This window comes from Acinetobacter sp. S4400-12 (genome assembly GCF_024129495.1).
GTDB lineage: Bacteria > Pseudomonadota > Gammaproteobacteria > Pseudomonadales > Moraxellaceae > Acinetobacter > Acinetobacter lwoffii_C.
In genome coordinates, this window is record NZ_JAMXYB010000046.1 from 1 (window position 1) to 14,264 (window position 14,264).

Annotated in this window: 6 protein-coding genes and 1 pseudogene; 2 read left to right on the top strand and 5 right to left on the bottom strand. The window is 33.2% G+C overall.

From position 1 onward, the window contains the following. Positions 1–76 precede the first annotated feature (76 nt). Complete coding sequence (locus tag NI461_RS12980) at positions 77–1,594, top strand: ATP-binding cassette domain-containing protein (protein ID WP_253157523.1); 1,518 nt, start codon at positions 77–79, stop codon at positions 1,592–1,594. Positions 1,595–1,753: 159 nt separating this feature from the next. Here the strand turns inward: NI461_RS12980 and NI461_RS12985 are convergent, their stop codons facing one another. Genes NI461_RS12985 through NI461_RS12995 form a run of 3 tightly spaced genes read right to left on the bottom strand, consistent with a single transcriptional unit; the run spans position 1,754 to position 10,591 of the window. Further along, positions 1,754–7,228 (bottom strand): FtsK/SpoIIIE domain-containing protein, encoded by a 5,475-nt coding sequence (locus NI461_RS12985; protein ID WP_168417011.1) that lies wholly within the window; start codon positions 7,226–7,228, stop codon positions 1,754–1,756. Positions 7,229–7,238: 10 nt separating this feature from the next. Next, positions 7,239–8,729 (bottom strand): hypothetical protein, encoded by a 1,491-nt coding sequence (locus NI461_RS12990; RefSeq protein ID WP_168417012.1) that lies wholly within the window; start codon positions 8,727–8,729, stop codon positions 7,239–7,241. Further along, entirely contained in the window at positions 8,726–10,591 is a 1,866-nt protein-coding gene (locus NI461_RS12995) for an AAA family ATPase (RefSeq protein ID WP_253157526.1), read from the bottom strand. Before NI461_RS12995 ends, NI461_RS12990 begins: the two co-directional genes overlap by 4 nt. Positions 10,592–10,708: 117 nt before the next feature. Between NI461_RS12995 and NI461_RS13000 the strand changes: the two genes are divergently transcribed. Further along, positions 10,709–11,890 carry a cysteine desulfurase family protein gene (locus NI461_RS13000; protein WP_228278811.1) on the top strand — a complete coding sequence of 394 codons (1,182 nt, stop codon included), beginning with the start codon at positions 10,709–10,711 and terminating at the stop codon, positions 11,888–11,890. Between the two features lie 16 nt (positions 11,891–11,906). Here the strand turns inward: NI461_RS13000 and NI461_RS14330 are convergent, their stop codons facing one another. Beyond that, positions 11,907–13,121 carry a DUF1524 domain-containing protein gene (locus tag NI461_RS14330; protein ID WP_367273580.1) on the bottom strand — a complete coding sequence of 405 codons (1,215 nt, stop codon included), beginning with the start codon at positions 13,119–13,121 and terminating at the stop codon, positions 11,907–11,909. A 174-nt stretch (positions 13,122–13,295) separates the two neighbouring features. Next, positions 13,296–14,180: pseudogene (locus NI461_RS14240) on the bottom strand (DUF262 domain-containing protein); the annotation flags it as partial. Between the last annotated feature and the right edge of the window lie 84 nt (positions 14,181–14,264).

The following is a 14,264-nucleotide window of genomic DNA, read 5'->3' on the forward strand; positions in this document are numbered from 1 at the left end:
GAATTAGGTCGTCCTCATACCCAAGTTGTCACTTGAATTCTGTTCAAATGAGCAGAGTGTTGTCTTTTAAATCTTTGTGCAACAAAGCCAACACAATGGAAAAACAAAACAAAAATTAGCCTATTATATTGGCGCTTTTGAGCACTCTAATTCTTTAATCAGTGAAATAAAAAATTCTTCCTTGCCAACTAAATATAAAAAATGTAATAACTGTAATGGCTCAAAAATAGATTTAAACCTTTATAAAGACATTAAGATTTTTGGACTTAATTTTTCAATCTTTTTGACTACTCCTATTTCTGAGATAATTAATTTTATTTCTCAAAATAAAATTAAAGTTAATGACAATTTTATTCGCACCCTAAAATCTATTAATAATATGGGGCTTGGATATTTAAGTCTCAATAGATCTATACCAAGTTTATCAGGTGGGGAATTACAGAAAATAAATTTTAGTAGACTTCTTAATTCTGATATTTCGGGTATTCTTATTATTATCGATGAAATATCCTCTCAATTAGGAAATTTAGATTTTCCTTTAGTGCTTAAAAAAATTCGAAAATTATCAAAAAATAATACTGTCGTTTTAGTTGAACATGAACAATATTTTATTGATGCAGCAGATCACAAAATCCATATTGGGAAAAATGCTGGAAAAAATGGTGGATATATATGTGAGGATGAAATAATCAAACCATTTCTTTTAAAAAAAGAAAAAAATACTATACAGGATTTTTTCCAATTTAATAATTTAAATAAAAATACTATTAAAGATCAAAATGTTCATATTCCTAAAAATTGTCTCACATGTTTTGTAGGTGTTTCTGGTTCAGGAAAGTCCTCTTTAGCGAAGGCAATCAATGATTTGGGGGGATCTTACTATATTAGTCAAAAAGTTTCTAATTACTCAACAAGATCAATTCTTTGCTCCACAATAAAGTTAAATACTCTTATTGCTGAATACTTCTCTAAAAAGTCTAATTTAATAACCGATAAATTTCTTCCTCATAAATTAGGAGGATGTCCTAATTGCCAAGGTACAGGAACAATTAAATATGAAAGAGGATTTGAAAAAGATATATATTTAACATGTCCGGTTTGTGACGGCAAGTTATTTAATTTTTCAGATCAAGATATTATAAATACTATAATAGATGATAAAAATATTATTGATGTATATCAAACAGAAATTAAAGACCTGATTGATTACTTCGATGATAAAAAAATTATTAATATACTTAATGTCATGGATCGTCTATGTCTTGGTCATCTACACTTGAGTAGAAAAACTCAAACTCTTTCTGGAGGTGAATTAAGGCGTATTAAATTATGTGAATATTTATCTAGACAAAGAAAGTCCGATAAAATCTTAATTATCGATGAACCTACAGCGGGATTAGATCCAGAAACTTCCTCTAGTATTGCTAGTTTCCTGTATGAAAAATCCTCTAAATTTGAAGCCATAATTATTATTGAACATAAAGAAGAGGTTATTCAATATTGTGATTATAAAGTGACAATTGGCCCTGGTTCAGGATCATTAGGAGGTAAGGTTCTCGAACAAACAAGCTTTTCAGAACCTCCTTCTAACTGAATATCTACTTCATTAAATTTCATTTGATGCACTAAAGATTACTACTGTAATCTTTAGTCACTATAAGATTGAAAAAACCACCTCTATTCAAGTTGCTTTTTATGCCAGTGTACAATCCCATAAAGAAGAGAACTTAATACCCTCTTCTTTTACTAACTACTAGCAAGTAATATCTTTGTTTTCGAGACTGGATAAGTGTTGGGTACTACCATTATCTCTGACTATCGTTTCTACAATTTGGTTTATTTCATCGTCAGAAACAAATGGTACTTGAGCAAAAATTAAGTCTCCATTTAGCTTTGCAGCTAAATGCCCTTTGCCCAATAATCTCTCTGCACCTGAACGATCAAGAGCTATTTTAGAAGTTGCTTCACTAGCAACTTTTAAAATCAGGCGGTTACCTAAATTTTCTCGCAGTTGCATTGGCATAACATCCTTATCTGGCCTTTGCGCTGCAAATATTAAGTGGATACCGGCTGCTCGAGCCTTTACACCTAAACGCTGAACAGCTGCGCCCACAGCACCTTTGTAATTATCATCAAACATCCAGTCGGCAAACTCATCATGAACTAAGAATACCATTGGCAGTTTATCACCTATAGCAACTTTAGAATTATAAGTAGCTAAATCTCTTGCTCTAGCTTGAGCAAATAACTGATAGCGATTTTCCATTTCATCAACTAAATTTGCTAGAACTTCCGTCGCTCGCTCTTTAGTTGTAATAATTGGTTCACGCATATGTGGTAAATCTTCTAAAGCTGCATAATCGACCCCCATTTTAGGATCGATCAGAATAATCTGAGCTAGATCTTTAGAATTTGTAGCAGCTATATCAAGAAGTAATATTTGTAGTAACACTGATTTACCACTTCCTGTAGCACCTGCTACTAGAGAGTGTGGTTCATGTCCAGGTAATCCAGAAAAATCTCCACCTAAATTCAAATATAGTAATTCACCATTAAGCTCTTGTACTCCTATTACAAAGGAAACATTAATCCCAGCTTTATTACGATTTATTAAACGGCGTTGCCATAAATCCCATATTGAAACAGCTTGTCGTATCTCGCTTGAGATCGTTACAACAATTTCACCAGGTTTAGGTTGTACAGTAATAATATTTATCGCATGTGTGGTTAACAATTGAGTTCGCTTAGCTTCAATATCCTCAACTCGCAAACGATCTGATCCAGCCAGACGGACCAGACATCCGTTTGGAGTAATTCGTGTTCCTAGTACATTTACTTGGAAACCCCATCCATTTAACGCTTTCCTTAAATCTTTAGTAATTTTTTCTGCCCATTCTTCTCTAGATGCATCTTTCTGATTTTGTGACGAATTATTCGACTGAATTAACTCAGCTAAATTAGATGTTGCTACATCTGTTTGAACTAAATCAATCGTAGATTTACCTATCTTAGATATTTCACCTAATATTTGGTCAGATGAATTATTCTCCTCTTTAGAAACTACATCATTAAACTCTATTTGTATCTGATCACTTTTTTCTGGAACTTGTGTTTCTTCTAAAGTATTTGGTAATACATCTTTAGGTCCAAAACCATGTAATTCATCAACCTGTGATGTCCAATTCACTTGAGGAGCAGGCTTATTAAGAATGATATTTTTCCATGGCTCTGTTGTACCTAATACGGATCTAACATATAAAGAATCTTCTTGTTTAGCATATGCTTCGACTAGAGCACGAAGCTCCTTCCGATCAAATACTTCCTGCCATGCTTGGAAAATATTTGAGCTATCGATCTCTAACTGTTCTGACAGAGAATTAGTAGCTGATACATCATTACTGTGAACGAACACATGAGAGTACCCTCGTAAAGAGATATTAACTATTCCTTCACGAATCGCTATTCGTGCTCTTTCAAGTAAATCAGTTTGGCCAATTCCTACATCAGCATCTACAAGTAGATCAGAAATACGTGATAACCAGACGTCTCTATCTAATCGACTCGGGTCTCCAAATAAAGCATCTCTAAAAGATGTTAATGTCGCCATCAACTGTGCTTTTGATGAGCGTCTTGCATCTGCGACGCCTTCATATGAGACATATTTAGATTCAACAATTGCAATATGCAAATGAATTTCATCATCACAATCAATTATAGACAGAGCAAGTAAATCAGCGATTCGACTTTCTTTTTGAGATAACCAAGATGCATAGTCATCTAGTAAAAAATAGACACTAATTGCGTCACGGTTATTATTTAAATGTTCAAATTCATTAGAAATTAAATAACGACTCAGTACTAACCCTAACATTTCACCAGCAGATATACCACGGCGTGCAGCACGCAATACAATCTGTCCAGAAATAGATAAAGCATCTTTTTTAATTAGTTTAGTAAGATCGTTCAATTCCGATTGATTGAAAGATAATGATAGAGCTTCTAAACGACGATACGTAAGTCCATTTAATAATCTTAAATCAGCAGTAGAGCTAACAATCATATTACGACCATTCGTTGAATTTCTACGATATCGAACAACTGTAATATTTTGATTTTGCAATTGTTTTTTATCTAAAAGTTCATCATATGTGGCAACCCATTCTGCTTGCTGATGGGCATCATCCATTATTTCAGCTAAACGTTGATGCTGTAATGAAATCTGACGAGCCGGAAGCAAGCGGTCATGTTTATTAATTGCATCTTTTTTCGCGAGAGCAGCTACTGCAGCCAAATAGCTCCAACCGGTTTCAGTCTGCCATGGGCAAGTTAGAAAACTAGTTGATTTAAGCTCACCATCTTTTGCTACACGCCTATAAGACCAGCGTGAAGGAGCATGTTCTAAATTCTGACGATTCTCACTCCAAGGAGCAGGAATCCATTCTATTGTAGCAGTCCTTGCTACAACATCATGTAAAAAAGCGATATCAAATGGCTTGGATCCTAACAGAGAATTACAGTCCACTCCTGCAGATTTAGAGACACCTATCCTTAATTTAGAAATAAAATTATCAGATATTTCACTTACGAGTGGTAAATCTTCATCTTCTGCAGCTCTATTCACTAATTCTGCATAAATAGAAGCTAAATGTCTTGGTTCTGTATGTCGAACCATGACATTACATTTCATCTCAGCTTGCTCCGTTTCATACAGATTAGAGAGTTCTTTAACCACAGCTAATGGTAAGTCTGCTGCATCAGAGTTATACAATAAAATATTTAAATTGCGAATTTTATGAGGTTGTAACCCTATATAGCGTTCTATAAGTTCATTAATTTGTTTAGCTGCTATTTGCGGGGAAGTATCACTAAGTGTCTGCCCCGAATTCATAGGAGTTTCTAGAAGGCTATAGCCATTCACTGTACTAGTAACTGTAACTAGCTCTGGCTCCGCAACATTTTTCTTTTGAAGTATCGCTACTTCTGGATAGAAAGGATGTTTAAGTTCATCAAAAAACTCTTTAAAGAAAATATTTCTATCACCAAATTTAATACTATCAGCTGTCAATAAATGGGTTAGTAACGCAGTTGTTCGTTTAGTTTTAACAGCTAATGCCTTTAAACGTTCAGGGTGCCAAGGTGGAATTATTAAAGTAGATTGCTCTCCTGAGACTATAACGGTTCCAATAGACATTACCTTGGATACAAGTTTTTCCCGGCTAACATCGTTACATGCATAAGTTAATAGCGTATCTAATAATTCAGCATATGCATCGGCTTGATCAAATATACTTGGTTGATTTAATCCATGATGTTTAAAATTTTGAAGTGCAAAAGGATAAACTTTTTCAAATTTTTCCCAGCTTTCTTTTATCTCCCTATATGCTACGTCATTTATAAATCCATCTTTAAATAACTCTTCAAGAGATTGTTTAATTTGATGACGTTGACTTTTTAATTTACTAGCTGATGGGATAAGAGAGCCTGGATCATTTGAAAATGTAGCTTCTAAACTACCAACATTTTCAAGAGAAACACTTTGCACTCCCCCTTTTTTGCTCACTATTTTCCGACTGACTTGTGTACAAGCAATCCCTCCTTTCTCAAGTATTCGCCCTAAGTCATCAGCAAGAGCAAGCCCAATAGAATTAGCTGAGTAATTCCATATCAGTTGATTTTTCTTCAAAATAACTTCTTGATTACTTGATTGACGTTCAACTAGTGCAACTTCAAATTTAATTTGCAATGCAGCTCGTGATAGAGATTTTATTGATTTAAATTTCTTTCCTAGACGTTCTTTTTGTTTATTTAAGAAAGCTTCATAATCAAATAAGATATCTGGTAATTGAGTTTTTTGATTTGGAATTTCCCAAATAATTCTGGATCCCATCGCCTTATATAAACCACGATACATTACACAAAAGAATGTCACTGCATCATGATTAAACTGATCAAGCCAAGCTTTTCTCCCCTTGTTGACTGAGATTTTTAAGTAACGCTCACCATTAAAATCTTCTGATCCAGCAAGTAATTGATAAGTTGCGAAAACTAATCCCTCTAAAAAGTCCTGACACTCTATAGCCTGCCCAAAGATGACTTTTTCCCAACGTGCTAATAATTTTGTATCTTGCTCTAAGAAATAACGATGTAGATCAAAGAAAATTTTATCTTCATCAATCCATTCGCCTCTTTTTTCTCGTGTTTTTAACTCAGTTAAGTGATTGCACCACTCTTCAGTTAAAGCATCATCTGGGTCACAAATATCTGAGAAAAATTGCAAAGTAGATTCAGCTAAACCACTTTGTTTTTCTTTCGGCCGGTCAAAAATAAGATAAACTTTATCTTGTTCCCATTCTAATTCTGCGAGTGCTTGAATAGCTTCAACATCATTAATAGACCCCTTTATAAATCGTTGCAAAACAGGAATAATGTCTTCATCTATATCTTCCAAATTATCATTCAGACGATTTTCCATTTCTGCAGGATCTAACGGTTGACCATTTGCTTTTTGATACTTTAATAAGGGATATCGATGCGTCGCTAATTTATCAAAGGCATTTTTCCAAGGACGATTAGCATGTGAAAATGCTTTAGCATTACTAAAAAAGTAAGTATCTCGAGGCAACCCTATACTTGGTAGAGCCCATCCTATTGCCTGTCTTATCGCTAATCCATGAATATTATTTGCCTCAATAATACTAAGACAAAAATTAGCAATTTGTACCAATGAAAGCTCAATAGAATCAATCAGTGCTTCTAGCGCTTTTGCAAAAGTTTTTTCATCATCTGGAGTAAGGACTAAATTCCCTAATTGACAACATGCTTGAACCCACGGATCACTATTTGCCTTTAACTCTTTCGCACTGACGATAGTAATATGCGCAAGAGTATCTCCAATGTCATTTCTAGAGCTTGCTGTTATTAATATCTGTTTTTCAATACTCTGATTTCGAACACTAGCAGCATTATCATCAATCAATACTTCATTTGGTAATACTTCATCTCCAATTAAAGCTCTTGGAATTTTAAGTGAAATATACTGTTCTAAAGATGGCCTCGACAATATTTCCTTTACAATTGTAGCAATTTGGCCTGCCGTTAATTGGTCTAGTCTAAATAACGCAGTTTCAATATTTAATGGTTCGTTTGTTAGCTGAGAATCATTTATTTGCTGCAGGTAATTTTCAAAATATACAGCACCAACCCATCCAATAATTTTATTTTCTTTCATGTTCATTTCCTTAAATATTAAATGGGTTCTCTACAAAAGCACATCCATCAGACAATTGCCTAACTAAACCTAAACTCATTAAACGTTCAGCTAGATATTCACTATTTTTACTGAAAGCTTCCTGATCCACTTGATTACTAGTAATAAGCTCTTGAGCTTGTGCCTCACCAACCACTAAACCATACCTATTTTTAATTACTTCTAAGAAATCATCAAAAGGCATGCGTTTATCAACTACTGTAATAACAAGCGATTTCAAAAAATGATCATTAGGCGCATAACGCATTCTTCTAGATAAGCGACGAGAACTTAAACCAATAGCCTTAGACCAAGCTGAGTGGACTTTTGCTAAATGTTGCTTATGTCTGAGTTGAGCTTTATCAACTAACTTTTCAATAAGTGAATCAGCTGACCAGGCTGAACTTTCTTCATCTTCACTTGGCCATTTAAATTGCTTCTGCATTAAACGTATATATTCTGACTCAGGATAAAGTTGTGAAGATGCGGACATCCACTCTTCATTTTGCTGAATATTTTCAATTTCTGCAGCAATGGAGCGTATAGACAAATTCTGATTATATTGATAATCATCCGCAGAAATTGCTCTTATTTTAGTTCGATTTTTAGAAATGATTTCACAGACTAATCTTATAGGCTTTTCTTCAGATAAAACTTCTTTCGAGCGCTCAAGAAAATACAATAACATGTTCAAACCAGCTGAAAACATTAAGTATGAAATTGCATCATAGGAGGGAATATCTTGCTTTAGGATATGAATCCAATCACGGCAGAGCTGATCGAAACGATCATGTTTAAGGATTGGTAATTGCAAACTACTAATCTCTTTAGCTAATTTTGCCTCTTGTCTGTCACCTTGAATAGCTTTCACTAATTGATTTAGAGATAGATCAGATTCTAAAAGACGTTTGACTAACAGCTCTCCTAATTCATTTTTATTCTCAGCACGACAAAGCATTAAATACAAAATCTCACCTGTTCGTGCAAAAAATCGTCTATCATTCGTTTCAGATTTATCAATGCGCAAATCTTCATATAAGGCATCAGGCCCGAATGGGAAGACAAATTTTGAACTCCATCTTTTATTACTATTTATCTCAAAAGACGAAGATCGCAACAATTCAACAACACGTGCAAAATCATCAAATGAACTAAAGACCTCTTTCAAATAAGTCATATCTTCTTCTGCATATGCACCTTTTTGATATTCCTCAAACCATTCTTGCCATTTTTTTTCGTCAGACCTATTAGAAGATGCGATTATATTTATATATGGATTATTAAATAATACACCGCGCAATCGAAGCTGACGCTGGGGCTTATAAATTACTTTATCATCTACTTCATTTAATGGATCATCTCGATGTGAAGCTAATATTCCTAGAAATTCTAATAAGATTAAATGAGGTAACTGCTCATCATATAAACGATGTCCCCAAATTTTTTCATCAACCACAAAATCAACATCTTCTAGGAATTTCATTTATCTAGTCTCACTGATATATGTTTAGAACCATGACTAAATCCATCATTTACAAATTTTAAAGGCAAAGTATTAATGTCATTAGCTATGTAGCTATCACCAAATTCGAGTTGTATTTGCTCGGCTCTTCGTAATAATTTTGACTTTAAAGCTAATAGATCTTCTAAACACTCACTAGAAAAACTATTGGGTAAGATTCCATTGGCAACTCTCGCCAAAAATTCGAATCTAATTGGTGTTAACTCAAAAGAAACCCCATCCTTATCATCTTCCATATGGAAATTAATTAATGGCCTATTATTATGATTCAGTTTAATCAACATTCCCTCTGTGTTTCTTCTTGTAGGACGCGCTGGTATTTCTTCTTTAGTTAATACGCTTACTTTTGATTCTGTAAAGCCTCCAGATGTTGCAACTATAATAATTTCTACTTCTTCCACTAAAATTCCCGTCATAATACGATTAATGCCCAATGTAATTAATTGACGTATATCCTCAGGAATTGGGTGATTATTTTTGAGTTTTTTAATAAGATCTAAATAAGAAGCAGCATATTTGTATGCACTTAGATTCCAAAAATAATTTTTACCTAAACTGCTATCAGGTAAGGTAAAGAACAATCGACGGCGTTGGCTTTCTAATAACTGAATAAGTTTTTGATTAATGTTTTCTTTTTGGTATTCATCACCTTCTAAATAAGCTTCTTGGGCTTTCTTAAAATAAGCTGAACCTCCATACTGTTTATCACTTTCGATAAGATCCTCATAGATTGGGGATAATTCACTATCGTAGCGACCATAAATTAATAACCCATCAATTTCATTTGTTGTTTCTTCACCTATTTGAAAAGAAGATAAAGCTTTAAAAACAGGGCGTTCTCCTACTCGCTGATTAGGTAAATTTTTTGCCATAATATTGTCATACAAATTCCCTTTCGAAAATGTGCCTTCATTTACTATTTTCTCAATATCATCACAACGCATCAGTCCATCTTTAACCTCAGCATGACCAAGCAAAATATTTGCACATAAAGCAAGTAGATCACGAACAGGTAAATGTGAGCCATTTAACCTTGCAATATCAATTAAATCGGATAAACGTGAACGTAATTGTTCAGACTCGAATGTTGCACCAAGTAGTCGTTGACGATTTTCACTGATCGGGCAGCCTTTACCACTACTTTGAAAATAACAATTTGAACATTTTTCCCATTCAGGATGGGTGATTAATATATCTAGCACATCAGTTAATGATTTACGATGAGTGCTACGGCTTAAGTCAAATACATGTAATCTAGAAAGCCCTTCGCCAGTTTGCAGAAAAACTTGCTCTAAAGTTTCTCGTATTGGATGAGTAGAAAATTCTTTATATGATCGTTTACGTAAACGCTCTAAAATTTGTCCATGATTGGCAGCAATGACCAGAATATGTTTATTGTCGTTTTCTAAAACGGATCTCTCTAATAGTTCAAGAACAAATTTTCCATCTTGTTCATTTAATTCACTTAAATCTTTTACAAAATATATTTTTTTATCATTATTAATATTTAAACTTTTAATTGCTGCGTGTGAATCATTCCACTCAGAAGGATCTCCTCCTATTGCTTCCCATAAGGCACGACAATGATAAGTTTTCCCATCTCCAGCTGTTCCTGCAATGATAATAGAACCGCCGCCCTCTGCATGTACTGCTTCTAAAATATTAGGTAGCAATGGGATAGGTAATTCTATTGGATCAATTTTAGCTAGACGCGCTGCTTTCGTAACATGTTCATCAAACATAACTGCATTATTTGGAGTCGGACCGTAACTACGCAAATAACGTATCCATCTCGCAGATGGCTTATATTGTAATTCTGACATAAATTGCCCCTCAGTTATATCTGATAAGTATATAAATTTATTATAACAATTAACTAATTGTACTAAACTAATTGTTTTTTTTGAACAAACATTATATTGATAAGAATTTTCGAATTTATGAGTAAGAATATTTGCTTAAATCTAAAAAAAAAGAGATGCTTGAAATATCTGTTTTTTATTAGATCAAAGATGATTTATTTAGATTTCGCAGCATCAACCCCACTCCTGCCATCTGTTAAAAAAGAACTATTTCGAGCATTTGAAGAAGAATATTCAAATCCATCCTCTGCTCATAAGTTAGGTCGTATTTCCGCAGAAAGAATTGAAAAAGCGAGAGAAATCATTGCTGATTCTATCGGAGCCTATAAAAGTGAAATTATCTTTACTAGTGGAGCCTCTGAGTCAAATAATTTAGCAATCAAAGGATATGTTTTAGCAAATCAAAAAAAGGGAAAGCATATTATCACCTCATCTATAGAACACAAATGCATTCTATCTATTTGTAATTTCTTAGAAAAAAACCATGGATATGAGATTACATATATTGCTCCTCAGAACAATGGAATTATTGATGCTGAAGAAGTAATCTCAGCAATGAGAGAAGATACTGTTTTAGTTAGTATTATGCATGTAAACAACGAGCTTGGATCAATCCAACCTGTTGCAGCTATTGGTCAAGCTTGTTTTGAGAGAAATATCAAATTTCATGTAGATGCTGCTCAATCTTATAAAAAAATTCCAATAGATGTTGATGAGCTAAATATAGATATGCTCTCTTTATCTGCTCATAAAATTTATGGTCCTAAAGGTATTGGAGCACTGTACATTAGAGACTTAAGGGAAACTAGAATCCAACCAGTTATTCATGGAGCAGGTCAAGAATATGGGTTAAGAGGCGGTACTCTTGCTACCCCATTGATTTTAGGATTCGGTGCCGCCGTAGAAGACCAAACTATTGAAGATAGTTTTAAGGAAGTAAATAAAATAAATTCTATGCTACGATCCAAAGTTATTGAGATTGGGGGAGTAATCAACTCTCCAGATACACAGTACATTCCTCATATTTTAAATATTCGCTTACCGAACTTTGATGCATCGCATTTTGTCTCGAACTCAGCTTTTTTATGCTCTCAAGGTTCTGCTTGCTCATCATTAAATATTGAGATGTCTTACGTTCTGAGAGCTATAGGACTTACACTAGAAGAAGGCAATCAAAGTCTAAGACTTTCTTTATCTAATTTTTTAAACTTAAAACATTTAGAGGAACTTATTACTGCATTAAAAAGAGGGCTCCGTTAAGCCCTCTTTAATTCGGTTATTCAAGCCACTTTATTAGTTCATCATAAGCTAGGCCTGCAATACTTTTAGACCTGTCATGAATAGCCTTAGAATCAATTATTGTAAATTGTTGATCCACAATATATTTAAGAATAGGTAAGTAATTCCAACCTCTTAAAATATCAATTTGGTTTTCGGTAACAATATTATTAGTTTTCAATTGATTTGAAGTATTTTCAATATCCTCTTGATTAACTGAAGTTAAAAGCTTAAAAATCATATGCTTATCAGACCAGGATTTATTACCCACAATCGAGTTAGCACTCTGAGGTAATAATGTTAAATTACCTAGTAAATGTAAATCTCGATCATCATCAAGCCTAATTACCTGAAGATCAACTGAATTTAAATTTTGAGGTAAAATATGCTCAATTGTTTTTAAATCTTTATTGATCCAATTTGTATAATTTAAGAAATCATTAACTCCACTTCTAGCTGATTTTATTAATTCCCCCGAAGTACTATCTACTACAGTATCGTGAGTTGCAGCTAAGAGTAACAATCTTGTTAGACAATTTGGCTCATCATATATAGGTAATCTTGCTGAACGTTCAACCCAATTATCCTTATTAACTATTGGATATTTTCTATCATTTTTCATATATGATCTTAAGGCTAATTTCAGCTTATTAAGATTCACCGCATCATTTTCAAAATATTCCTCAGAACTTTTTCCAATTACAGTTTGCTTCAGAGATAAGGCTTTATAGTTTAGAGCATCAATATTAGTTGACATTAAGTGTCTATAGACATTGTCAATTCCAGCTGTACCTTTTCTTGACGATCTCCAAAGAGTAGAGAAAGCTACAATTGCTTGAACAGCATTTTCAAAGTTATCTATTAGCACATTTTTAACATTATTACCCTCCCCTATTGAATTTTGAAAATCTAGTCGGACAGCATATTCTATATAAAATCTCGCTAGAATTGGTATTACGATGGTATGATCAAGCTCTCTTAAAAATGCAAGTCCAAGATTTGCACGATCGCTAATTTTTCTATTAATACCTAAATAAGTAGTTTGATAATTATCTACCTCACCTGACCATATCTTTGAAATAAACTCATTCAAAAGACTTAGATATTTTACAAACTTAAATCTTGAGTCTGTTACTGTTATTCCTGATTCTAAAGCATCATAGTTATCTTTAAAAAATTGACGTTGGTCAGATAATTTTGTAGACATTTTCATATGATTCCATAAAGAAGCATAAGAAATCACCAAATTACTTGTTTTTGATTTTTTGATTTTTTCATTGTTATTTTGCTCAAGGACTAATTCAATATTATCCAAATAACCTTTTAATTCAGACTCTTCATTATAATATCTAGTAATACCAATATCTTGAATGACTTTTGGTTTAAATGTTTCAAAAGCTGTTAAAGGTTCACCTGTAGTATTTAAAGATTCAAATATATCAAAAGCATATTTTTCATCCTTTGCAGTTACTACAGTCAATGCAACATAGTTAATGAAATAATTAGAAATCATTAGAAGTAAGATATATTCCTTCAGATCTCCACTAGTATCATTAACATCTAGATATGTTTCAACTTCTTGAGTGAAAGAGGATCTTAATAATTGCACTTGCAGGCTTCTATTTCTACGCAACTCATCAAAGGATGGAATATCAAATGAATCTTCATCCCCTTGAATCGATTTTTTTATATTTTTTTGAATCTGATCAAAAATATTTTTAAAAGCATCTAATGTAGATTTAATATTTTCATTAGCTAAATTATCAAAAGTTAGTTTTTTAGTTTTATTTTCACTTCTTGAATGGATACCATAAGAGTGTAATAAATAGGCTATTGCTGATTTATATTCAGCATCCCGCTGTCTTTTTGACCAACAATCTTCAAAAGATCTTATCATTCTAGGATAATAAGTAAAAACCTTATCTGCATTGAATTTTTGATCTTCCTCATATAAATGGGAAAGCTGACCTATAACATCTGTGATATCTTCCAACCAATGATTTACTTCAGGATTATTCTCCTGAAAATCCTCAGTCATAAAGCTCTCACCTTTTATTACAAGCATATTATGTAAAACAGTGGCTATAATGAGTAAGGTAGTAGTACGTTGCTGTCCATCAATTACACTAATAACATTGGAAGGTATATGTGCATCAATCCTAGGGTATATACTTTCACTCTCAATTCCAGCAACAGTAATGATAGATCCTAAAAATGTATAAGATTCCTGATCATTTAATAATTTACCAAATCCATTTAAGATATGGTAATCCTCCCATAAATAACCGAAGTTAAAAGTAGAGGTTAAGCAGCCATTAGAGGTGGCTTTCCTTTGTTAGCTTGATGTGGTCTTTCA